Consider the following 21,895-nt stretch of genomic DNA (forward strand, 5'->3'; position numbering starts at 1 on the left):
AAGGCCATCATCATCATCAACCCGGCCGAACCCCCGCTGATCATGCGCGACACGGTGCACTGCCTGGTCGAGGGCGAACCGCAGCGCGATGCGATCACCGCCTCCATCCACGCCATGATCAAAGAAGTGCAGAAATACGTGCCCGGCTACCGCCTGGTGAACGGCCCGGTGTTCGACGGCAACCGCGTGTCGGTCTTCCTGGAAGTCGAAGGCCTGGGCGACTACCTGCCCAAGTACGCCGGCAACCTGGACATCATGACCGCCGCCGCCGCCCGCACCGCCGAAATGTTCGCCGAGGCCATCCTGGCCGGTGATCTCAAGCTCGAACCCGTCGTTGCCTAAGGAGGGCACCATGGAACTCAAAGGCACGAAGATTCGCGTTCATGACATGACCCTGCGTGACGGCATGCACCCCAAGCGTCACCTGATGTCCCTCGAACAGATGAAGAGCATCGCCACCGGCCTGGATGCCGCCGGCGTGCCGCTGATCGAGGTCACCCACGGCGACGGCCTGGGCGGCAGCTCGGTGAACTACGGCTTCCCGGCCCACACCGACGAGGAATACCTGTCCACCGTCATCCCGCTGATGAAACAGGCCAAGGTCTCGGCCCTGCTGCTGCCGGGCATCGGCACTGTCGATCACCTGCGCATGGCCAAGGACCTGGGGGTCAACACCATCCGCGTGGCCACCCACTGTACCGAGGCCGATGTGTCCGAACAGCACATCACCCTGGCCAGGAAGCTCGACATGGACACCGTCGGCTTCCTGATGATGAGCCACATGAACAGCCCTGAAGGGCTGGTCACCCAGGCCAAGCTGATGGAAAGCTACGGCGCCAACTGCATCTACGTCACCGACTCGGCCGGCCACCTGCTGCCCGACGGCGTGAAGGCGCGCCTGAGCGCGGTGCGCGAGGCGCTGAAGCCGGAGACCGAACTGGGCTTCCACGGCCACCACAACCTGGCCATGGGCGTGGCCAACAGCATCGCCGCCATCGAAGTGGGCGCCACGCGCATCGACGCGGCCGCCGCCGGCCTCGGCGCCGGGGCCGGCAACACCCCGATGGAGGTGCTGATCGCCGTGTGCAGCCTGATGGGCATCGAGACCGGGGTGGATGTGGCGAAGATCACCGACGTGGCCGAAGACCTGGTGATCCCGATCATGGACTTCCCGATCCGCATCGATCGGGATGCGCTGACCCTGGGCTATGCAGGCGTGTATGGCTCCTTCCTGCTCTTTGCCAAGCGCGCCTCGGTGAAGTACGGCATCCCGGCCCGCGACATCCTGGTCGAACTCGGGCGCCGCGGCATGGTGGGTGGGCAGGAGGACATGATCGAGGATACGGCCATCACCATGGCACGGGCGCGGGGCCTGCTGTAGCCCGGCCTTCAGTCCATCAGGCATGGAGGGCAATGATGAATCACGGCCGGAGAACCCGGGACGAGATCGTGGAGACCGCCCACCGCCTGTTCTACGCGCAGGGTTTCGGGGGCACTTCCCTATCTGACATCGCCAGCACAGGCAATCTCAAGAAAGGGAATTTCTTCTATTACTTCAAGACAAAAAGCGAACTCCTGATCGCGGTGATCGACAGGCGGCTTGCCCAGTCCGTCGCGCTGCTGAACAGGCTGGAGGCCAGCGCCACCTCCCCAACGGAGCTGATCTTGAGCTTCGTGCGGTCACACCTGGACGATGACGGTGAGGTCCCGCAATACGCCTGCAGTATCGGCACCCTGTGCTCGGAGCTCGCAAGGATGAAGAGCCCTGCCCTGCAACGTGCCCGCGAGGAGTTCTTGCTCTATCGGGACTGGCTGGCCAGCCAATTCAGTGCACTGGGCCATCCGGAGCAGGCGATCACGCTGGCGACGCACCTGATTGTCCGGATACAGGGCGCCGCCATCGTGGCCCGGTCCCTTGAAGACCCTTCAATAAGCGCCCGGGAGATCGGGAGCATTGCCTGCTGGCTGCAGGCGCTGCGGGAAGGGCTTGCCCTGCCGCACTGAGCCACCCGCTCACACCGCATTCGCCGCGACCTTCGCCGGCCCGGCCGCATAGTCAAGGAAGGCGGCCGGCGGGAGGGCCTTGGAGTAATACCAGCCCTGCACCGTGAGGTCGGATTGCACGGGCAGGTGCTGGAGTTGCCAGTGCTCTTCCAGCCCCTCCACCACCAGGGCGAGCTCGAGCTGATCGGCCAGCCGGCACATGGCCGAGAAGACATCCCTGCCCCGCTGGGAATGGAGGGACAAGGTGAAGCTGCGATCGATCTTGATGCCATCCACCTCGAAGCGATGGAGGTAGCTGAGGGAGGAGTAGCCCGTGCCGAAGTCGTCGATATGGATCTTCAGTCCGGCCTCCCGCAGCCTGCCAATGGCCCATTGCGCCCGGGCCTCGTCAGCCACCAGCGCATGCTCGGTGATCTCCACTACAAGCCGCCCCGGATGCTGCCCGGCCAGCTCGGCCAGGCGCAACACCGCGGCCCGGTCCATGAGGCTTGCCACCCCGATATTGACGGCCACGCAGGGAAGCTCCACCCCCGCCTCGAGCCAGTCCGAAAGCTGTTCAACGGCCGCCTGCATGACCCACTCATCCACCTCCCGGCTCAATCCGGCCTTGTCCAGGTCGTTCAGGAAGTCGCCGGGCAGCTGGATGTTGCCGGCCCCATCCACCAGGCGCAGCAAGGCCTCGCCGCCCGTCACCCGACGGCTCAGGGGATCCACCTTGGGCTGGTAGTAGAGCATGAACTCCAGGTCGGCATACTTCATCAGGCGGGCGTCGAGCGTCCGCTTCTCGAGCCACTTGCGCTGCGACACGCCCACCGGATCGTCCAGCAGGAAGCCCGCCTCCTCTTCGCGGCGGCTGAAGCGGGTATCGAGGGATCTCAGGGGCGGGGCCTCGCCGCCGTATTCCTTGCGCTCCCAGGCCATCACGAAGGGCGCGTAGATCGCCACCCCCAGCGCAAGATTGCAGAGCTGCAGCAGCACCGCGGCATAGCTGCCTTCGCTGCCGAGGAAGGCATTGATGCCGATCGGGGTATTGAACGGCAGGTCCACGCTGACTGGCGGCACCCAGCCCAGGCGTACCGTGCCATAGGCCACCAGCAGATTGGCGAGGGGGACCAGCAGCAAGGGAGGGAACAAGCGGACGTTCAGGATGAGGGGCAGTCCGAACAGCAGCAGTTCGTTGATGTTGAACAGCGCCGGCAGGATGCTCGCAGCGGCGATCATCCGGTTCTTGCGGCTGCGGCTCGCCAGCAACAAGGCACCTATCAGCGATGCGGTCGCTCCGCTGCCCCCCAGGAAGACGAAGGCACCCAACAGGCTGCGCGTGACCGGATCGGCCGCCGACGGCGCCACGGGCAGCACCTCGAGCAGGGGAAGCAGCGCGTAGTAACCATGCACCCCGACGCCCCACAAGGCGGTGTTGAGCACGCAGTAGAGGGCCCCGATCACCAGCGGGGGCATGTCCTCCACCCAAGCCAGCCCGCCGACCAGGGCAGGCAGGACCTCCAGGCCCCGCCCGATGCCCTCCATGCCCACCACCAGCACGATGGCCGCGAGCAGGGTCGGAATGACCAGGTTGAGCACCTCGCTCACGTTCTCGCCCGCCTGGGTGGCCTGGAAGGACAAATGGGTCCAGCGGACCTGCTGCAGCCGGCCGATCACCGGCACCAGCAGCACCGGCCCCAGCACGGAAAACACGATCTGGAACTGGCGCGTCCATTCTCCGTGCCAGGCCAGCAGGTGCTGCACAAGCAGCCCGTAGCCCACGCAGGTGAAGGCCACGGCGGCGCGGGGCAGATGCCACTGGATCGCCCGGACAGCCCCGATCGAGCCCCAGATCGCCAGGGGCAGCAGATCCCGCAGCGCAATGGCGATCGCTCCGGACAGCCGCACCGCGGCCCCGTCCGGCGCCAGGCGGCGCAGGGATTCATCAACGATCAGGACAGCGGTCCAGAGCATCAGATAAGGCAGCAGCCACAGCATGCCGTCGCGGACGGAGCGGGCTGCCGTGGTCTGACCCGCGGCGAGGAATAACTCGAAGTAAGGCTTCATTGACGGTCGGAGTGAAGGGCCTTCACGCCTGCCGGCCCACGGCTCCCCTCCTTGTCCAAGGCAATACTGGATGTACTCAGGCAAAGGAAAGGCTTCGGTCGTTCAGGCCATGCGCGTACGTTGAGGGAATCATGGGCGCTTGCCAAGCGCCCATGAAAGATCAATCAAGACCCGGATTCTACCCATTTTGGGGATAGGCAAACCTGCGTTCAAAACAGAAATCCTCGCTTCCACAAAGATCGGCAGGTCTTCCCTGAGATGGATGTCCGCACGCCACTCGTTTGCGTTAATTCACTGCCCCGTGCGCGAAGGCTGGATAGGCTGACGGAAAATATCAAGCGACAGCACGATGGCGCCTTCAACTACGCGGCGGCCCACGCCTGGGCGCGTGATCCCACCGGCCAGTTGCGGGAGTCCCTGGTGGTCATGGCAGACCAGGGGGGGCACTCGGAGGTGCTTGGAGCGATCCTGGACCAGACGACGGCGGCCCTGGCCCTGATCGTCAGCCATGCTCCGAATGACACGAACCAGGTAGCGAAACTCGAAGACGCGCTCGTGCGGCGCCACGTGGCCAGCACCATTGAGCTGGCAACCGACATCCCCCTCAAATCCTCGAGCAGGCCGTGCGGCCGATGGCGAAGATCGACGCCATCCGTATATTCCAGGTCAGCGGCGTGCCGGGCGCATCGGCGCCGGGAAATGGATCAGCCGCTGCCGCAGGCCCAAACGGGGCAAGGTTTCCGGAACAAGTGATGAACTCGGCCCTGCCGTATCAACTGGCCAGGCCCATCGTGGATGCGGTCATGAAGGACGCCGGGCTCTCCAACGAGGGCATCACGGGCATCGGCCAGGCGCTGGGCGGAATGCTCGGCCAGCCGGCAACGGAGGGCTGAGCAGGCCAGGCCCGACATGCTGAAGCCCTGAAAGCCAAAGCCCCCGACACGCGGGGGCTTTGAGCCTTGCCGGCAGTCCGGAGCGTCCTGCTCCGGCTGCAATGCCCGGCCGGAGCCGGGCATCCGGGCGATCAGCTACCCTTGTGCAGCTTGAACACCCACACGGAACCGCCCTGCTCCAGGAAGTTCACGCGACGGGCCACATCGCCGCCCCACAGGGGAACCGCACCGCCCCAACCGGACACCACGGCCACGTACTGCTCGCCGCCTTCTTCCCACGTCACCGGGGGAGCGACCACGCCGGAGCCGGTCTGGAAGGACCAGACTTCCTTGCCGGTCTTGGCATCCAGGGCCTTCAGCAGGCCTTCCGGGGTACCGTAGAAGGTCAGGTTGCCGGCGGTGGTCAGGACACCGCCCCACAGGGGAGCGAAGTTCTTGTTTTCCCACACGATCTTGCCGGTGGTGGGATCCACGGCGCGCAGGGCGCCGATGTAGTCGTCGTGCAGGGCCTTGATGGTGAAGCCCGCGCCCAGGTAGGCCGCGCCACGCTTGTAGGAGACCGGCTCGTTCCAGATGTCCATCGCCCACTCGTTGGCCGGCACGTAGAAGAGGCCGGTCTTCGGGTTGTAGGCGATCTGCTGCTGGTTCTTGCCACCGAGGAAGGACGGCGCGGCCAGAACGGTCTTGCCCTTCTTGCCATCGGCGCCGGCGGTCGGGTCGCCCGGACGGTTCTCGTCCACGTAGATCGGGCGGCCGGTGGCCATGTCGAAGCCCTTGGCCCAGGTGATGTCCTTGACGAAGGGGAAGATGTTCAGCGGCTTGCCGTTGGTACGGTCGAGCACGAAGAAGAAGCCGTTGCGGTCAGCCTTGCCACCGGCCTTGATGACCTTGCCGGTCTTCGGGTCCTTGTAGTCAAAGGAGACGAATTCGTTCACACCGTCGAAGTCCCAGCCGTCGTGCGGGGTGGTCTGGTAGTGCCAGACGATCTTGCCGGAATCCGGGTCGATGGCCACGGTGGCGGAGGAGAACAGGTTGTCGCCGGGGCGCAGGTGGCTGTTCCACGGAGCCGGGTTGCCGGTGCCGGCGAAGATCAGGTTGGTGTCCGGATCGTAGGTGGCGCCGTTCCAGGTGGCCGCGCCGCCGGTCTTCCACAGGTCGCCGGTCCAGGTGGCGTTGAGGGTGCCGGAGATGCCGTTTTCGACCTTCTCGCCATTCACCCACTTGTAACCCATGTGGCCTTCGACGGTCGGACGCATCCACACCATCTTGCCGGTCTTGGCATCGCGGGCTTCCATCCGGCCCTGCACGCCGAACTCGCCACCGGACACGCCGGTGATGACCAGGCCCTTGACGATCAGCGGAGCGGCAGAAGCGGAGTAGCCGGCTGCGTAGTCGTCGATCTTGTCCTTCCAGACGACCTTGCCGGTGTCCTTGTTGAGGGCCACGAGCTGGGCGTCGAGGGTCGCGAAGATGACCAGGTCGCCATACAGGGCTGCGCCGCGGTTGATCACGTCACAGCAGGGCATGATGCCTTCCGGCAGGCGGTGCTCGTACTTCCACAGCTTCTTGCCGGTCTTGGCGTCGAGGGCAAAGATGCGGCTGTAGGAAGCGGTCACGAACATCTTGCCGTCGTGGATCAGGGGCTGGGATTCCTGGCCGCGCTGCTTTTCGCCGCCGAAGGAGAAGGACCACACCGGCACCAGGTTCTTGACGGTCTTGGTGTTGATCTTGTCCAGCGGGCTGAAGCGCTGACCTTGCTGACCCAGGCCGAAGTGAACGACGTCGCCGGCAGTCTTGGCATCATTGGCGATGTCTGCGTCGGTGACTTCCTTGGCGTGCACCGAACCCGCAACCATCAGGGCGGCTGCGATCAGAGTCATCGCAAACGGCTTTTTCATTGTTTTGCTCCTTTGGATCATTGAATGTCTCCTTTGAGAAGGTGCTGATGCACGCTTCGGGACGGCCACCTCCCGGCCCAGCCGAAGCGTGCAGCAAGGCTCTCAGCGCAAGAGCTGTGCCACTGCGCGGCTCCATCTCCCCGAAAAAACCGGAGCGGGAAAATTTCCCGATAGAAAACGGGAAGTTGGCACTGGTAGGAAAGCTGAACAAGCGGGAAAAATCCAGCACTGCTGCACACTTCGGGCCGGCCGCTGCTTCATTCCTCATCAACTGCTCCAGCCTGGAGCAACCCGAAGCGACACATGCCCGGGCACACCCGGTACAACTGTCGCAGTGCAACATGAAAAGCCCCCCGCGGCATCCGCCAAAAGGCCTGCCAGGCAAGGCGTTCCGGCCCGGAGGGGGGTCTGACGGGGGCTGCTCCAGCCTCTGGAGGCCATGGCACAGGTCTTGCAGCCCTGCTGCTCACCCATAGAGCGATCGCCACCGGCAGATTGCCACCAGGAGACAGAATGAAGATTGCCGCCATCGCTGCGGTGCTGCTGGCCTGTGCCTGCAGTCTCGGTCAGGCCGCCGCGCCCGCCGAACGCCGCACCGACCCCCTCGACTCACCGCGCTGGGCCGACATGCGCAAGGAAATGTTCCCGGCCGGCGCCCGCGTCGTGTTCGACGAGCGGGTCCGCGTGACCGCCCCCCTGACCGCCGAGAACGCCATGAACGTGCCGGTCAGCGTGGATGCCGGCGCCCTCGGGGATGTGCAGGAAGTCCTGGTCTTCGCCGACTTCAACCCCATCGTCAGGATCGTCCGCTTCGAGCCGGCCGGCGCCCACCCGGGCCTCGGCTTCCGCATCAAGCTGCAGCAATCCACCCCGGTGCGCGCCGCGGCGCGCACCGCCGATGGCAGCTGGCACGTGGGCGGCGCCTGGGTGAATACCGCCGGCGGCGGCTGCACCCTGCCCTCCACCGGCAGCGGCTCGCCTGAATGGCAGAAGCGCCTCGGCGAGGTGAGCAGCCGGGTGTGGGAGCGCAAGGAAGGCGGCGAGCGGATCCGCCTGCGCATCATCCACCCCATCGACACCGGCCTGGCGGCGGGCATTCCGGCCTTCTTCCTGCAGGACCTGCTGCTCGCCGACAATACCGGGCGGCCCCTGATGCGCATCGAAGGCTTCGAGCCGATCGCCGAGAATCCCGTGTTCACCGTGGACATCCCTGCCGGCCGCAGCGCCACCGCTTACCGGGTGAGCGGCCGGGACAACAACGGCAACGCCATTTCCGCAGCGATCGAAAAATGAAGCGTCTGCCCATCGCCACCCTGGCCACCCGCTGCCTGATCGCCGCCTTCACCTTGGGCTGGACCCTGCTGCTGTCGGCGGCCGACCGGGACTACGGCCTGTCGCCGGTCAAGATCGCCGAGGACACCTGGGTCCTCGTCGGGCGCAGTGAAGATTTCAGCTTCAGCAACGGCGGCAACATCGTGAACACCGCCTTCATCGTCACCCGCGACGGGGTGGTGGTCATCGACAGCGGCCCCTCGCGGCTGTATGGCGAGCAGCTCAAGCGCAGCATCGCGCGGATCACCGACCAGCCGGTGAAGCTGGTCCTCAACACCCACCACCATCCGGACCACTTCCTGGGCAACCAGGCCTTTCCCGCCGACACCCTGGCCGCCCTGCCGGCCACCATCAGCGGCATCCACGACGAAGGCGGCAGCCTCAACGAGAACATGTACCGCCTCGCCGGCGACTGGATGGCCGGCACCGACCCCGTCACCCCGGCCCGCGCCATTTCTGCCGGTCCCCTTGAGATCGGCGGCCACCGGCTGGAGCTGATCGCCCTGGACGGCCACACCGACGCCGACCTGGTCATTCTCGACCGCAGCACCGGCGTGCTGTTTGCGGGCGACCTGGTCTTCAATGACCGGGCCCCCACCACGCCCCACGCCCGCCTGCCGCGCTGGCAGGCGGCCCTGGACCAATTGGAGAAGACCGGCTTCCGCACCCTGGTGCCGGGCCACGGGCCGGTCGCCGGCGATGCAGGCCCGATCCGCCAGACCCGCGCCTGGCTGAGCTGGCTGGACCAGACCCTGCGCCGGGCCGCCGATGAAGGTTTCGACATGACCGAAGTGATGGCCATCACCCTACCCGCCGAATTCCGCCGTCTGGCGGTGGTCGAAGCGGAGTACCGGCGGTCCGTGGGCCAGCTTTATCCGGCCTACGAACAGCGCGCCCTGAGCAAGGAGGCGGGTCGTCCATGAGCAGCCTATCGATTCTTCCCGACTGGTCGGTTCCCCGCCCGCTGCGCCTGGCCGTAACGGCCTCGATCGCGCTGCACGGGCTGGCCCTGGTCGCCCGCTTCGGCGTCCCCGCCCTGCAGCAGGACGCCCCGCCGCTGCCGCTCAACGTGGTCCTGCGCAGTGCCCTGCCGGAGCCGGCGCCCGTGCCCGCGGCCCGTCAGCTGCCGGTCGAAACACCGCCGGCGCGCGTCGCCGAGCCTGTCAGCAAGCCCCTTCCCCAGCGCCCGGCGGTCATGACCCGGCCGGTCAGCACCGAGCGCTCCGCGCCCGCCCTGGCCCGCAGCGAGCCGCCGGCGCCGGAGCAGGCCGCCAGTGCGCCGGTGGCACCCGCCCCCGTCGTTTCCGCAAGCGCGCCTGCCCGCCCTGCCCCGGTCGCCGAAGCGGCCCCTGTGGTTGCCCTGGCCGTCCATCCCGCCCTCGACGAAACACCCGACCCGGCCCTGCTCGAACGCTACGGCCGCAGCCTCTCCAGCCTCTTCGCCCGCCAGCAGCAATACCCGCGCCTGGCCGCCCTGCGGGGCTGGGAAGGCGAGGTGCAGGTGCGCGTCACCATCGCCCGCAGGGGCAACATCGTTGCCACCCAGATCGTCCGCTCCAGCGGCTTCGAGGTGCTCGACCAGAACGCCATCCAGCTCGTCGCCAGTTCAGGCCCCCTGCCCCGCCCGCCGGAAGCGCTGCAGAACAAGGAGCTGCAGATCATCGTTCCGGTCCTCTTCAAGCTGGAGAAGCCGACATGAACAGCGAAACCTGTACCTTCGACGAGGCCGCCGCCGTGACACCTTCCGAACCGGCTCCGGCACCTGCCGTCCGGCGCAGCCTGTCCCTGCGCCTGCGGGTCAGCCTGGTCCTGACCACCCTGGCCGCCGCCCTGGTGATGGCCGGCACCCTCATGTGGCTGCACGACGCGCGCACCGCCATCGGCGAAGAGGTCACCGCCGCCCACCGGGTCGCCGCCCAGTGGTTGATGGTCTCTGCCCAGGGCACCGCCGCCGGCGACCCGGCCTGGAGCGAAGACCGCCTGCTGGCCCACCTGAACGCCGTCGGACGGATCCGCGCCCATCAGCTCGAGGCACGCGGCGCCAACGGCCAGCTGCTGTACCGCTCGCCCCCGTCGGCCTACAAGATCGGCCGTGACGCGCCGGAGTGGTTCGCCCGCTGGTTCGAGCCGGGCCTGCCCACCCTCACGCTCAAGGCCAGCAGCCTGAGCCTCAGCCTGCAGCCCGATCCGTCGCGCTCGGTGCTCGACCTGTGGGACGACCTCAGCGCCGCGGCCAGTCGCGCCCTGCTTGCCCTGCTCGGCCTGTTCGCCGGCTGCTGGTTCGCCATCGACCGCGCCCTCAAGCCCCTCGGCCAGGTCATGGCCGCCCTCGACCGGGCCGGCAGCGGCAACTTCGAGACCCGCCTGCCCACCGACGGCCCCGCCGAACTGGCCTACCTGGCAGCCGCCTTCAACGGCATGGCCGGCAAGCTCGACGCCGCGGTGGCCGACAACGTGCGCCTCAACCACGAGCAGGCCGTTGCCCAAGCCATCACCGAACGCCTGGAGGCCGACCGCATCGCCATCTCGCGGGAACTCCACGACGAACTCGGCCAGAGCATCACCGCGGTCGCCGCCCTGGCCGGCGCCATCGTCCAGCGCAGCGGGGATGCCCCCCAGATCCGCCACAGTGCAGAGGTCATCCGCGATGTGGCCTCTCGAATGCAGGACGACGTGCGGGCCCTGCTGACCCGCCTGCGCCCGCCGCGCAACACCCCCGACCAGACCCTCGACGACGCCGTGCGCAGCTACCTGGCCACCTGGAGCCAGCGCCACCCGGACATCGCGCTGCACAGCGAACTCTTCGCCGGCCCCCAGCCGCTGGCCGACGACCTCACCCTGGCGGCCCTGCGCATCGTGCAGGAATCGTGCACCAACATCGTCCGCCATGCCCTCGCCGACCGGGTCCGCATCCGCCTGTTGCGGGAAGGCGCCCTGCTCACCATCGAGGTGGCCGACAACGGCCGCGGCATCCTGCCCGCCCCCGGCCAGGCCGGCTTCGGTCTGGCCGGCATGCGCGAACGGGTCAATGCCCTGTCGGGCAGCCTGGAGATCAGCAGTCCGCCGGGCGGCGGCACACGTGTCCGCGCCCGCCTCCCGATCACGCCCGAGGGCCGCTCCGCAGCAGCCGCAACATCCCTCGCCGAAGCCGCCACGGCCAGCCCCTGCCCCGCCCTTTCCTGAACGGCCCGGAGACACCATGAACCCGAGCAACGCCGCCCCGACCACCCTGGTTCTCGCCGACGACCACGCCATCGTGCGCATGGGCTTCCGCCTGCTGCTGGAAGGCGCGGGCGCCCGCATCCTGGCCGAGGCCGACAGCGGCGAGGCCGCCCAGCAGCTGATGCAGACGCTGGACCCGGACATCCTGGTGATGGACCTCTCGATGCCCGGCTGCGGCGGCCTGGCCGCGCTGGAGCGGATCCTCGCCCGCAAGCCCGGCCAGAAGGTGCTGATCGCCTCCGCCCACGCCGATGCCATCACCGCCGAGCGGGCCCTCAAGGCCGGTGCCGCCGGCTACCTGTGCAAGCGCAGCCCGCCGGACGAACTGCTGCGCGCCGTGCAGGCGGTGGCCGCCGGACAGCGCTACGTGGATCCGGAGATTGCCGCCGCACTGAAGCGCGCAGACCGCCCCGAACATCCCGCCGAGGCCCTCACCGACAAGGAATTCAACGTCTTCCTGCAGCTCGCCCAGGGCCGCTCGGTGGCCGAAGTGGCGGCCAGCTTCCATCTCAGCCCCAACACGGTGGGCACCCACCTGTACCACATCAAGCAAAAACTGGGCGTCCAGAACATGGCCGAACTGGCCATGGCCGCCGTACGCTCAGGCCTCGTCGAAGTCTGATCCTGCCCCACCCCACTGGAGACACTCTTGAATCCCAAGTCCGCCCTGCTTTTCGCCAGCCTCGCCCTGGCCGTCGCCACGCCCGCCCTGGCCGCCCGTCCCGAACTCAAGGTCACCGAACACATCGACATCTCGGCCCCGCCCGCCAAGGTGTGGGAAGCCGTCCGCAACTTCGACAACCTGGGCTGGCATCCGGCCGTCGCCAGCACCGCCCTCGACAAGGGCGGCAACAACAAGAAGGGCGCCATCCGCACCGTGACCGTCAAGGACGGCGCCAAGCTCGTGGAAGAGCTGCTGGCCCACCAGGACAGCGCCCGCAGCCTCAAGTACCGCATCATCGAGTCGCCGCTGCCGGTGAGCAATTACGTGTCCACCCTGGCGGTCAAGGCCGCCAAGGGGGGCAGCCGCGTGGAGTGGTCGTCCACCTTCCGCCGCAAGGACGAGATCGCCGCGGAAGGCGCCGATGACGCCGCTGCCACCAAGGCCATCACCGGCATCTACACCAGCGGCCTCGACGCCCTCAAGAAGCAGCTCGAAGCCCAGTAATGCCCCGCGCACCCGTGGCCGCCGCACGCAGCTTCTGCCGCTGCATCGCCGCGGGTGCCGCCCTGCTGCTGGCCGCCCTGGCTCTGCCGGCCGGTGCCGGCGACCTGGACAAGGCCGATCTGGCCCGTCGCTTCCAGCCGCCCCTGCATGTGGGCGACAAGCTGAGCGACATCCCTGCCTGGCCCATTACCAGCGAGCTCGAGCCCGAAGCCGGGCCCGTCGCCTACGCCTTCGAATCCATCGACCTCGCCCCGATTCCGGGCTTCGAGGGCACCCCCATGAACCTGCTGGTCAGCATCGACCGCAAGGGCAACTTCATGGACGTGGCGCTGATCCGCCAGCACGAACCGGTCTTCCTCTCTGGCCTCGGCGAAGGCCCCCTGCGGGACTTCCTGGCCCAGTACGCCAACAAGAGTCTCAAGCAGGAGATCACCGTCTCCAGCCTGTACGGCAACACCCGCAGCGGCGCCGGCGGCAACCGGGTGGTACTGGACGGGGTCAGCAAGGCCACCGCCTCGGTGCGCATCGTCAACCAGACCGTCCTCAGCTCGGCGCTGGCCGTCGCCCGCGCCCGCCTCGGCTTTGCCGCCCCGGCCGATAAGGGACCACTGGCCGAGGTCCGCAGCGACGTCTTCGAAAAACGCAGCTTCGCTGAACTGCTGGCCTCCGGCGCCATCGGGCGCCTGCACCTCAGCAACGGCGAGCTGGAGAAACGCTTCGCCGGCAGCGAAGGCGCCGGGGTGGATGCCGAGGCCCTGGCCCGCCCCGACGACACCTGCATCGACCTCTACGTGGCCTACCTCAACGCCCCCACCATCGGCCGGGCCATCCTCGGCGACGCCGGCCACGCCGACCTGATGCGCCGCCTGGAGCCCGGGCAGCACGCCTGGTGGGTGGCCTCGGCCGGCCGCGACGCCTTCATCGACGACGGCTTCACCCGGGGCACGGTGCCGGCCCGCCTGGCCTTCAGCCAGGGTGGCGCGCCGGTCGAGCTGCGCGACCTGGACCTGTCGCCCCTCCCACCGGACGGCGCGCCGCCCCTCAATGCGGCCCTGGTGCTGCGCGTGCCGCCCATGTCCGGGGTTGATCCGGCCAGCCCGCTGCGCTTCGAGCTGAGCTTCACCCGCGCCAAGGGGTCGATGCTGCCGGTGCTCACCCAGCGCAGCGCGCACCTCGACTACCAGGCCCCGGAGGCCCTCTTCCACCGCCCGGCCGCCCCGCTGCCCGACTGGCTGCTGGCCTGGCAGGACCGGGCCACCGAACTGGCCATCATCACCGTGGCCCTGCTCCTGCTCAGCCTGGTGCTGGCACGGCCGCGCTGGATGTCGGTGTCCGCCGGCCGCCTCAAGCTGTTCCGCCTCGGCTTCCTGGCCTTCACCCTGGCCTACCTGGGCTGGCATGCCCAGGGCCAGCTGTCCATCGTGCAGATCACCGGGGCGGTCAAGTCCCTGGCTGCCGGAGCCGGGCTGAAGAGCTTCCTGTACGACCCGGTGAGCCTGCTCCTCATCGGCTTCACCCTGCTCAGCTTCGTGCTGTGGGGGCGCGGCACCTTCTGCGGCTGGCTGTGCCCCTTCGGAGCGCTGCAGGAGTTCACCGCGCTGCTCGCCCGTGCCCTGCGCGTACCCGAACTCAAGTTCCCGGCCCGGCTGGGCGACCTGCTCGACCGGGGGCGTTTCGTGATCCTGGCGGCCCTCGTCGCCCTCGCCGCGGTGGCCCCGGGCTGGGCCGAGAAGGGCGTGGAAATCGAGCCCTTCAAGACCGCCATCACCGTCGGCTTCGACCGCAGCGCGCCCTTCGTCGCCTACGCGGTGGGGCTGCTGATCCTGGGCGGGCTGTATTACAAGTTCTTCTGCCGCTACCTGTGCCCCCTGGGTGCGGCCATGGTGCTGGGCGGCAAGCTGCGCGTCCTCGACTGGCTGCCGCGCCGCAAGGAATGCGGCCAGCCCTGCCAGACCTGCCGCCACCGCTGCACCTATGACGCCATCGAGAAGAGCGGCGCGATCCGCTACGACCGCTGCTTCCAGTGCCTGGATTGCGTGGGCATCTACCATGACGACAAGCGCTGCGCCCCGATCATGCTGATGCGCAAGCGGGAGCTGAAAGGCCAGGCGGGCACCACCTCCGGCCCGGCGCACGACCGGTAATACTGCAGCCCCGTGCCCGGGCGCATAATCGGGAGCAGTGGCAACCCAGGCCGCAGCCCTCCCGCGACAGCATCCGCCCATGCAGTCTTACCCTCTCGATACCGCCAATCCCCGCACCCGCCCCAGCCTGTGGAGCGATATCTTCGCCGGGCTGAGCGTCGCCGGCATCCTGCTGCCGGAGGCGGTGGCCTATGCCGCCATCGCCGGGGTGCCGCCGGTACATGCCCTGCTGGCGGCCCTGGTCGGCCTGGCGGTGTATCCGCTGGTCGGTTCGAGCCGCTTCGCCATCGTCGCCCCCACCTCTTCTGCGGCGGCCATCTTCGCTTCCGCGATGGGCATCGGCGGCCCATCCATGGGTTTCGCCCTGGTCTTTCTCACCGGCGCCCTGTTCCTGCTGGCCGGCCTGCTGGGCGGAGGCTTTCTCGGCAGCTTCATTTCGCGGCCGGTGCTGCGGGGATTTGCCTGGGGGCTGGCGGTCACCATCATTCTTCGGCAGGTGCCGCAGCTGGCCGGTGTGCAGGTCGAGGGCAATACGGCCCTGCAGGTGCTGGCCGGACTGGTCGGCGCGCTGCCGCGCTTTCACGGGCCCAGCCTGGGCCTGGGAGGCGCCGCCCTGGTGCTGTGGCTGGGGCTGCACCATGGCCTGCGCCATTACCTGTTCATTCCCCAGTCGCTGATCGTCCTCGCGATGGGCATGATCCTGGCCTCCGCCAGCAATCTGCCGGCCCTCGGTGTGGCGCAGGTGGGGGCCATCGAACTGCATGCCCTGGTGCCCACCTTCCCGGCCATCAGCATCGATCAATGGCTGCGTGCCGCGGAGATCGCCCCGGCCCTGCTGCTGATCGTCTTCGCCGAGTCCTGGGGCGCCATGCGCTCGCTGGCCCTGCCGGTGGGTGACCGGCTGGACGCCAACCGGGAGATGCTGGCTTTCGGCATGGCCAATCTGACGAGCAGCCTCCTGCAGGGGCTGCCGGTGGGCGCGGGGTTCTCGGCCGCCGCGGCCAACTATGCGGCGGGCGGCATGAGCAAGGTGTCCGGCATTGCGTCGGCGCTGTTCCTGGCCCTGCTGCTGTGGCTGGCGCGGGATGCCCTCGCCCTGCTGCCGCTGCCGGTGCTGGCCGCCGTGGTGATCGGCATCCTCTCCCACAACCTGTGGCCACGCACGATGGTGGATGGGCTGCGGCTGGGTGGCGATGCCTGGCTGGCCTTCATGGCGGCGGCCGGCGTGCTGCTGTTCGGCGTGCTGTTCGGCATGCTGCTGGCCGTCGGCACCTCGCTGCTGCTGGCCATCCGCCGCTTCGCCCAGCCCATCGTGGTGGAACTGGGGCAATTGCCCGGGACCCGTGACTACCAGGACAGCAACCGCCATCCCGAGGCGATCCGCCTGCCCCATGTGCTGATCGTACGCACCGAAGAGCCCCTGTTCTTCGCCAACGCGGAACAGGTCTTCCAGTTGCTGGACGGGTGGACCGCCCGGACACGCCCGCACACCGTGCTGATCAACCTGGAGGTCTGCGACGACCTGGACGTGACGGCCACCGAGGCGCTGGCGGAGTTTGCCGCGCGATTGCGCCGGGCTGGTGTGCGCCTCGCCCTGGCCCGGGTGAAGGACAAGGTGCGCGACACGCTGTCCCGTGCCGGCCTGGTCACCGGCCCGGACGGCATCACGGAGGTCTTCTGGAGCGTGGACGATGCGGCCCAGGCGATGGCGGGCAAGCCGCCCCTCAAGCCGGAACGGCGCCGCAAGGCCCGCAGCGGAGGACGGCGCGGCGGACGACGCCAGTGATCCGCGTCAGGTGGATATCAGCAGGCCCGTGGTCCACTCCACGAAATCCCGGGCGATCTGCGGCGTGACCTCATGGCCGGCCGGGTAGCGGCGGTCCTCGAAGCGCACCCCCAGCTCCTTCAGCCAGGCATGGCTGCGATCGGCCCAGCTCACCGGCAGGCGATCGTCGAAGCTGCCATGCACGATCAGTGCATCCAGCTGCGCCAGTGCCTCGGGCGACGCCAGCGCGGGGGTGATCTCCGGCAGGATGCGGCCCGACAGGATGGCAAAGCCGCGTACGGCCTGCGGCCGGGTCAGCGCCGCGCCGGCCGACATGATCCCGCCCTGGCTGAAGCCGGCCACCACGGTCTTCCCGGCCTCAATCCCGGTACGCACCTGCAGTTCCTCAATGAAGGCCAGCAGGCGGACCCGGCTGGCCTCCGCCGCGTCGGCATCGATCACCGGGCCGCTGGCAGTGAAATTGACCGCGAAGGCGCTGAAGGACGCCGGCCCCATCGGAATCGGCGAGCGCACCAGCGCCACGCTCAACGAGGCGGGCAGCAAGGCCGCCAGCCCCGCCAGCGAGGCCTCGTTGCTGCCCACACCGTGCAGCAGCAGCACCAGGCCGGCGGGCTCGCCGCTGGCAGGGCGCAGGCGATAGGCCAGGCTCAGGTCTTCGACAAGGGGTGGCAGCTGGGGCAGGACATTCATGGTGTTCCTTGAAGATCGGATGGAGACCGGGCAGGCAGAATACGACAAACCCTGCCCGGGGATGCAGCTCAGCCCTTGAACCTGGCCGTCACCTCGGCCACACGCTTGCCGAACAGGCGGGCGGTTTCCAGGTCGCCGGCGGGCATCTCGTCGGGGCTGGCATCCGACGGGCTCTGGGCCATGGCGCCGCTGAAGGAGCCCACGTAGTTCACGTCATTGCGCTGCGCCGCCTTGCTGTTGGAAGGCATCAGGCCGGTGCCCACCCAGATGCCGCTGTGCTGCATGGCCAGGGTGAACAGGTAGTGCAGGGTGGACAGCTTGTCGCCGTTCATGGTGGCGCTGTTGGTGAAGCCGGCAAACACCTTGTCCTTCCAGGCCTGGGAGAACCACGCCTTGCTGCTGGCGTCGGCAAACTTCTTGAACTGCCAGCTCACCGTGCCCATGTAGGTCGGGCTGCCGAAGATGATGGCGTCCGCCTCGTCGAGGATGTCCCAGCCGCCGTCCGGCAGGTTGCCGTCGGCGTCGATGGCCACCAGGCGGGCGTCGGCCCCTGCGGCAACCGACTGGGCAAGGCGGAGGGTGTGGCCGTAGCCGGAATGGAAGACGACTGCGATCTTGCTCATGCTGTTCTCCTGATCCATAAAGTCTGAATGGCCGCGGCGGAAACATCCGCCGGGAACTGGAGAACACTTTAGGGGCAGGCGCAGGGCGCAAGATCCAGGGTGTTTGATGGCATCATTCAAATTCTTCGAATCAAAAGCAGCGCATGTCTCCACCCCAGCCGCGTGACGTCCTCACCCCCGAAGCCCTGGCCATGCTCCAGTGCATCGTCGAATGCGGCAGCTTCGCCGCTGCGGCGCGCAGCATGGGGATGGTGCCCAGCGCCCTCACCTACCGCGTCCGGCAGATCGAAGACAGCCTGGATGTGCTGCTGTTCGACCGCAGCTCACGCCAGGCCAGGCCCACCGAGGCAGGACGCGAATTGCTGAGGGAAGGCCGGCGTCTGCTGGCCGAGCTGGACGCCGTCGCCAACCGGGTCAAGCGGGTCGCCACCGGCTGGGAGCCCAGCTTCACCCTGGCCGTGGATGGCATGATCAACCGTCAGACCCTCTTCGAGCTGTGCGAGGCCTTCCTGGCCCAGGCGCCCCCCACCCGCCTGCGCCTGCGCGACGAAGTGCTGTCCGGCACCCTGGAAGCCCTGAGCTCGGGGCAGGCCGACCTCGCCCTCGGCGTGGTGGCCGAATCGGTGATCGCCGCAGGCCTCGAATCCCTGCCCCTCGGCAGCCAGCGCTTCATCTTCGCGGTGGCTCCGCAGCACCCCCTGGCCCACGCCACCGCCCCCCTCGACGACGACACCATCGCCCGCCACCGCGCGGTGGCCGTGGCCGACTCCACCCAGCGCGGCAGCGGCCTCACCATCGGCCTGCTGGCCGGCCAGGACGTCTTCACCGTGCCCAAGCTGCGCGACAAGCTGGAAGCCCAGCTGCGCGGCATCGGCGTCGGCTTCCTGCCGGAACGCCTGGCCCGCCCCTACATCGACAGCGGCCACCTGGTCACGCCGCCGGTCGTCCGCCAGGAGCGGATCTTCAACGTGAGCTATGCCTGGCGCAAATCCGCCACCCCGCAAGGCAAGGCCATGGCCTGGTGGCTGGCCCGCCTGGCCGATCCGGTCACCCGCAAGGCGCTGGTGGACCGGCCGGCCTGAGGCACTTCAACCCACCGCCGTCACCGGCCGTGCCGCCGACAGCCTGACATCAACCAGCGCGATCGCGACCGCCGCAAAAACAGCCGGAATGGCGATGGCGATGAAGTTCATCTCGAGCGGCAGCGAGATACCCACCAGCGTACCGATGAGGATGGGCGCGATGATGGCGCCGCTGCGCCCTATGCCCAGCGCCCAGCCGAGGCCCGTGCTGCGGATGGCCATGGGATAGAACTGGCCGGTTAAAGCGTTGGTGACGATCTGGGTGCCGATGGTGCTGGCCCCGGCCAGACCCACCACCACAAACAGCAGGCCGGTCGGCATGGGCTGCCCGAGCAGGCTGATCGACACCGCGGCGAGCAGATACATGCCCACCAGCACATGTTTGATCCGGAAGCGGTCGGCCAGCCAGCCGCCGCCCACCGCGCCCACCATCGCCCCGAAATTGAGCACCAGCACGAAGTTGAGCGCCGAGCCCAGGCTGTAGCCGGCGCTGGCCATCAGCTTGGTGAGCCAGGTGCTCAGGGCATACACCATGAACAGACACATGAAGAAGGCCACCCACAGCATCACGGTGCTGAAGCCGCGGCCTTCCGAGAACAAATGATGGACCGGCGCCTTGTCCGAGCGGTCTTCGGCCGGCAGCACGAAGCTGTCTGCGGCAGACGGACGATAACCAGGCTCCAGCCGCGCCACGATGGCCCGCAACTCGTCGAGGCGCCCCACCCGCAGCAGGAAGGGCATGGACTCGGGCAGGCTGCGCAGGATGAAGGGGATCAGCAGCACCGGCGCCAGGGCGGCGTAGAACACCGACTGCCAGCCGTAGCTGACCATCATCGCCTTGCCCAACAGGGCCGCCACGATGCCGCCCACCGAATAGCCGCTGAACATCAGCGTCACCAGCGTGGCGCGGATGCGGCGCGGCGCGTATTCGGTCATCTCGGCCACCACGTTCGGCATCACCCCGCCGATGCCCAGCCCCGCCAGGAAACGCAGCGCGCTGAACACCACCGGATCATTGGTCAGGCCGGCGGCCGCCGTGAACACGCTGAACAGCAGGATGCACAGGGCGATCACCCGGCGGCGGCCGATGCGGTCCGACAGGGTGCCCAGGAAGATGGCACCGAACATCATGCCGAACAGCGCCGAGCTGGCCATGAAGCCGGCCTGGGTGGGATTGACCCCCATGTCCTTCATGATGGCCGGCATCGCGATGCCCGCCACCGCCAGGTCGTAGCCGTCGAAGATGATGATGAGTGCGCACCAGGCCAGGATCAGGCCATGGAAACGGTTGAACTTCGCCTCGTCGGCGATTTGATGCACGTTGAGCTGTCGCATGGGACTCTCCTGCAAACCAGTCGTCTGTGGGGCTGGCGGCGAAGGGCGCACCCCTCCCTTCCGGGCCCGGGGCGGGCGCGGAATGCCAGCAAACTTGGAGCTGAGGAGCGCGTCAGGCCCCGCGCGGCCGGCAGTGGGCCGGCAACGGAGATCGGGAAGTCAGGGACGCGCCGCGGAGCGGCAGGCGCTAGGGCTGCGCTGCCAGGTCTGCGGAGATGACGGAAACGCGGCTGTCGGTCGGGGTCATGATCGTCTCCTCATTATTCTTATGTGAGCAGGGGTAGCGCGGGCGCGCCCCCCATTTTTTCCCCCCTTTGGGCTGGGTATCGGTAGCGCCCCAGCCCCCGGGAGCATTTACAGCCAGGTACCGCCCTGACGCTCGCTCGGCACCTGGGTGGCCGGGTCGAAATCGTGGATCCAGCCGAGGTGATGCATCATCTCCTCGCGATTGCCGAGCCGTGCGTTGCGCACATCGGCAGCCGGGCCATCCGGCAGGTGCAGCACATCGGCAGTGGAGATCGACGCGAACTGCACCTTGCGGGTACGGCCGCGGCGCAGGCTCTCGTAGGCTTCCAGGCCTTCGGCAAAGGCAGCGGGGCCAAACTCGGCCAGTTTGGCGGCCAGCACCACCGCGTCTTCGATCGACTGGTTGGCGCCCTGGCCGTGGTGCGGCACCAGCGCATGGGCGGCATCGCCCAGCAGGGTCACCCGGCCGCGCGTCCAGCGGCCCAGCGGCGGGCGATGGAACAAGGCCCAGCGCTGGCTGGTGGGCACCGCGGAGATCATCTGCACCACCGCCGGATGCCAGTCGGCAAAACGCTTGAGCTGGTCGCCCTGCTCCGCGCCGGTGACCCACTCGCGCACCGGCCACGGCGACGGGTTGCGCTCGACCAGCAGGAAGTTGTGATCGCCCTTGCCGATCGGGTAGTGCAGCAAGTGGCCATGGGGCCCGATCCAGAACTGGATCGCCTCCGGATCGGGCAGCAGATCCAGCAGCTCCGGTGCCACAATGCCGCGAAAGCCCGAGCAGCCGGAATACAGCGCATCGTCGTAGCCCAGCATCCAGCGCCGCACCAGGGACTTGGCCCCATCGGCCCCGATCACCAGGTCGGCGCGGGCCGAAGTGCCATCTTCAAACTCCAGCACCACTTCCTTGCCGGAATCCTTCAGATCGGTGAGGCGCTTGTTGAGATGGATGTGCTCCATCCCCACCGCCTTCGACAGCACCGCCTGCAGGTCGGCCCGGTGGATGCCCCAGTAGCAGGCACCAAACTGATCCTCGTAGGTCGGCTCGCCACTGTGCCGGCCGATCACCCGCCCGTCACGCCCATCCCGGTAGATCAGGGTCGAGATGGCGTAGCACACCGCGTCGAATTCCTTGCGCAGGCCGATCTTGTCGTAAAAGCGGTTGGCGTTGGCCGACAGCGCCACCGCCGCGCCCACCTCGCGCAGCTCCGGCGTCTGTTCGTAGAGTTCCACCGCAATGCCCTGCTGACGCAGCGCGAGGGCCAACGTAAGGCCACCAATCCCGGCACCGACGATGGCAATCTTCCAGTCTCCTTGGCTCATGAGAGCTCCTTCTCTGTGGGTTAAATCCGTGAGAAGAAGCATATATCTCGAGATTTTTCAGCTCAATGCACCAAGGGTAATAGGCACTATTACCTTGAGT

Annotated in this window: 19 protein-coding genes and 1 pseudogene; 14 read left to right on the top strand and 6 right to left on the bottom strand. The window is 68.0% G+C overall.

Annotated features, from left to right (window positions below):
• The 3 genes and pseudogenes from HHL15_RS24160 to HHL15_RS24170 form a co-directional block, all read left to right on the top strand.
• A pseudogene (locus HHL15_RS24160) lies at positions 1-342 on the top strand (acetaldehyde dehydrogenase (acetylating)); the annotation flags it as partial.
• Between the two features lie 10 nt (positions 343-352).
• The gene (gene dmpG / locus HHL15_RS24165; protein WP_169148367.1) at positions 353-1,381 is read left to right on the top strand and encodes a 4-hydroxy-2-oxovalerate aldolase; all 1,029 of its coding nucleotides are present in this window, start codon (positions 353-355) and stop codon (positions 1,379-1,381) included.
• Positions 1,382-1,413: 32 nt separating this feature from the next.
• On the top strand, positions 1,414-2,004 hold the full coding sequence (locus HHL15_RS24170; protein ID WP_169148368.1) for a TetR/AcrR family transcriptional regulator: 591 nt from the start codon (positions 1,414-1,416) through the stop codon (positions 2,002-2,004).
• A 9-nt stretch (positions 2,005-2,013) separates the two neighbouring features.
• On the opposite strand, the gene HHL15_RS24175 is transcribed toward HHL15_RS24170, so the two are convergent.
• Positions 2,014-4,053 (bottom strand): EAL domain-containing protein, encoded by a 2,040-nt coding sequence (locus HHL15_RS24175; protein ID WP_169148369.1) that lies wholly within the window; start codon positions 4,051-4,053, stop codon positions 2,014-2,016.
• Between the two features lie 258 nt (positions 4,054-4,311).
• Between HHL15_RS24175 and HHL15_RS26950 the strand changes: the two genes are divergently transcribed.
• Both HHL15_RS26950 and HHL15_RS24180 read left to right on the top strand, forming a co-directional pair.
• Positions 4,312-4,806: a hypothetical protein gene (locus tag HHL15_RS26950; RefSeq protein ID WP_328825089.1), complete on the top strand. Its 495-nt coding sequence runs from the start codon at positions 4,312-4,314 to the stop codon at positions 4,804-4,806.
• Entirely contained in the window at positions 4,710-4,946 is a 237-nt protein-coding gene (locus HHL15_RS24180; protein ID WP_328825087.1) for a flotillin domain-containing protein, read from the top strand. The genes HHL15_RS26950 and HHL15_RS24180 overlap by 97 nt, the downstream gene beginning before the upstream one ends.
• A gap of 131 nt (positions 4,947-5,077) precedes the next feature.
• Here HHL15_RS24180 and HHL15_RS24185 read toward each other — a convergent pair whose 3' ends face one another.
• On the bottom strand, positions 5,078-6,844 hold the full coding sequence (locus HHL15_RS24185) for a PQQ-dependent methanol/ethanol family dehydrogenase (RefSeq protein WP_408065741.1): 1,767 nt from the start codon (positions 6,842-6,844) through the stop codon (positions 5,078-5,080).
• A 513-nt stretch (positions 6,845-7,357) separates the two neighbouring features.
• Between HHL15_RS24185 and HHL15_RS24190 the strand changes: the two genes are divergently transcribed.
• The 8 genes from HHL15_RS24190 (at position 7,358) to HHL15_RS24225 (ending at position 16,496) form a co-directional block, all read left to right on the top strand.
• The gene (locus tag HHL15_RS24190; RefSeq protein WP_169148372.1) at positions 7,358-8,137 is read left to right on the top strand and encodes a quinoprotein dehydrogenase-associated SoxYZ-like carrier; all 780 of its coding nucleotides are present in this window, start codon (positions 7,358-7,360) and stop codon (positions 8,135-8,137) included.
• Positions 8,134-9,099: a quinoprotein relay system zinc metallohydrolase 1 gene (locus HHL15_RS24195; protein WP_169148373.1), complete on the top strand. Its 966-nt coding sequence runs from the start codon at positions 8,134-8,136 to the stop codon at positions 9,097-9,099. The genes HHL15_RS24190 and HHL15_RS24195 overlap by 4 nt, the downstream gene beginning before the upstream one ends.
• Positions 9,096-9,875, top strand: coding sequence for an energy transducer TonB (locus HHL15_RS24200; protein WP_169148374.1), 780 nt, complete (start codon positions 9,096-9,098; stop codon positions 9,873-9,875). The genes HHL15_RS24195 and HHL15_RS24200 overlap by 4 nt, the downstream gene beginning before the upstream one ends.
• Positions 9,872-11,359: a sensor histidine kinase gene (locus tag HHL15_RS24205; RefSeq protein ID WP_169148375.1), complete on the top strand. Its 1,488-nt coding sequence runs from the start codon at positions 9,872-9,874 to the stop codon at positions 11,357-11,359. The genes HHL15_RS24200 and HHL15_RS24205 overlap by 4 nt, the downstream gene beginning before the upstream one ends.
• Positions 11,360-11,375: 16 nt before the next feature.
• Complete coding sequence (locus HHL15_RS24210; RefSeq protein ID WP_169148376.1) at positions 11,376-12,020, top strand: response regulator; 645 nt, start codon at positions 11,376-11,378, stop codon at positions 12,018-12,020.
• 27 nt (positions 12,021-12,047) lie between these two features.
• Positions 12,048-12,566, top strand: coding sequence for an SRPBCC family protein (locus HHL15_RS24215; protein ID WP_169148377.1), 519 nt, complete (start codon positions 12,048-12,050; stop codon positions 12,564-12,566).
• Positions 12,566-14,710, top strand: coding sequence for a 4Fe-4S binding protein (locus HHL15_RS24220; RefSeq protein WP_169148378.1), 2,145 nt, complete (start codon positions 12,566-12,568; stop codon positions 14,708-14,710). Before HHL15_RS24215 ends, HHL15_RS24220 begins: the two co-directional genes overlap by 1 nt.
• Positions 14,711-14,789: 79 nt before the next feature.
• Positions 14,790-16,496 (top strand): SulP family inorganic anion transporter, encoded by a 1,707-nt coding sequence (locus HHL15_RS24225; protein ID WP_169148379.1) that lies wholly within the window; start codon positions 14,790-14,792, stop codon positions 16,494-16,496.
• A gap of 6 nt (positions 16,497-16,502) precedes the next feature.
• Here the strand turns inward: HHL15_RS24225 and HHL15_RS24230 are convergent, their stop codons facing one another.
• Entirely contained in the window at positions 16,503-17,186 is a 684-nt protein-coding gene (locus tag HHL15_RS24230; RefSeq protein ID WP_169148380.1) for an alpha/beta hydrolase, read from the bottom strand.
• Positions 17,187-17,254: 68 nt separating this feature from the next.
• Positions 17,255-17,809, bottom strand: coding sequence for a flavodoxin family protein (locus HHL15_RS24235; protein ID WP_169148381.1), 555 nt, complete (start codon positions 17,807-17,809; stop codon positions 17,255-17,257).
• 143 nt (positions 17,810-17,952) lie between these two features.
• Here HHL15_RS24235 and HHL15_RS24240 point away from each other — a divergent pair, with 143 nt between their 5' ends.
• Complete coding sequence (locus HHL15_RS24240; protein ID WP_169148382.1) at positions 17,953-18,891, top strand: LysR family transcriptional regulator; 939 nt, start codon at positions 17,953-17,955, stop codon at positions 18,889-18,891.
• Positions 18,892-18,897: 6 nt separating this feature from the next.
• Here the strand turns inward: HHL15_RS24240 and HHL15_RS24245 are convergent, their stop codons facing one another.
• Positions 18,898-20,226, bottom strand: coding sequence for an MFS transporter (locus HHL15_RS24245; protein ID WP_169148383.1), 1,329 nt, complete (start codon positions 20,224-20,226; stop codon positions 18,898-18,900).
• Between the two features lie 354 nt (positions 20,227-20,580).
• A complete protein-coding gene (locus HHL15_RS24250; protein ID WP_169148384.1) occupies positions 20,581-21,795 on the bottom strand; it encodes an FAD-dependent monooxygenase in 1,215 nt (404 codons plus the stop codon).
• Between the last annotated feature and the right edge of the window lie 100 nt (positions 21,796-21,895).

The sequence above is a fragment of the Zoogloea dura genome, from assembly GCF_012927165.1.
GTDB classification, from domain to species: Bacteria; Pseudomonadota; Gammaproteobacteria; order Burkholderiales; family Rhodocyclaceae; genus Zoogloea; species Zoogloea dura.

What these genes read in the sequence shown, in the direction of transcription:
- dmpG (WP_169148367.1), top strand. Translation starts at nt 353, where the DNA reads ATGGAACTCAAAGGCACGAAGATTCGCGTTCATGACATGACCCTGCGT.
- HHL15_RS24170 (WP_169148368.1), top strand. Translation starts at nt 1,414, where the DNA reads ATGATGAATCACGGCCGGAGAACCCGGGACGAGATCGTGGAGACCGCC.
- HHL15_RS24175 (WP_169148369.1), bottom strand. Translation starts at nt 4,053, where the DNA reads ATGAAGCCTTACTTCGAGTTATTCCTCGCCGCGGGTCAGACCACGGCA.
- HHL15_RS26950 (WP_328825089.1), top strand. Translation starts at nt 4,312, where the DNA reads ATGGATGTCCGCACGCCACTCGTTTGCGTTAATTCACTGCCCCGTGCG.
- HHL15_RS24185 (WP_408065741.1), bottom strand. Translation starts at nt 6,844, where the DNA reads ATGAAAAAGCCGTTTGCGATGACTCTGATCGCAGCCGCCCTGATGGTT.
- HHL15_RS24190 (WP_169148372.1), top strand. Translation starts at nt 7,358, where the DNA reads ATGAAGATTGCCGCCATCGCTGCGGTGCTGCTGGCCTGTGCCTGCAGT.
- HHL15_RS24195 (WP_169148373.1), top strand. Translation starts at nt 8,134, where the DNA reads ATGAAGCGTCTGCCCATCGCCACCCTGGCCACCCGCTGCCTGATCGCC.
- HHL15_RS24200 (WP_169148374.1), top strand. Translation starts at nt 9,096, where the DNA reads ATGAGCAGCCTATCGATTCTTCCCGACTGGTCGGTTCCCCGCCCGCTG.
- HHL15_RS24205 (WP_169148375.1), top strand. Translation starts at nt 9,872, where the DNA reads ATGAACAGCGAAACCTGTACCTTCGACGAGGCCGCCGCCGTGACACCT.
- HHL15_RS24210 (WP_169148376.1), top strand. Translation starts at nt 11,376, where the DNA reads ATGAACCCGAGCAACGCCGCCCCGACCACCCTGGTTCTCGCCGACGAC.
- HHL15_RS24220 (WP_169148378.1), top strand. Translation starts at nt 12,566, where the DNA reads ATGCCCCGCGCACCCGTGGCCGCCGCACGCAGCTTCTGCCGCTGCATC.
- HHL15_RS24225 (WP_169148379.1), top strand. Translation starts at nt 14,790, where the DNA reads ATGCAGTCTTACCCTCTCGATACCGCCAATCCCCGCACCCGCCCCAGC.
- HHL15_RS24230 (WP_169148380.1), bottom strand. Translation starts at nt 17,186, where the DNA reads ATGAATGTCCTGCCCCAGCTGCCACCCCTTGTCGAAGACCTGAGCCTG.
- HHL15_RS24235 (WP_169148381.1), bottom strand. Translation starts at nt 17,809, where the DNA reads ATGAGCAAGATCGCAGTCGTCTTCCATTCCGGCTACGGCCACACCCTC.
- HHL15_RS24240 (WP_169148382.1), top strand. Translation starts at nt 17,953, where the DNA reads ATGTCTCCACCCCAGCCGCGTGACGTCCTCACCCCCGAAGCCCTGGCC.
- HHL15_RS24245 (WP_169148383.1), bottom strand. Translation starts at nt 20,226, where the DNA reads ATGCGACAGCTCAACGTGCATCAAATCGCCGACGAGGCGAAGTTCAAC.
- HHL15_RS24250 (WP_169148384.1), bottom strand. Translation starts at nt 21,795, where the DNA reads ATGAGCCAAGGAGACTGGAAGATTGCCATCGTCGGTGCCGGGATTGGT.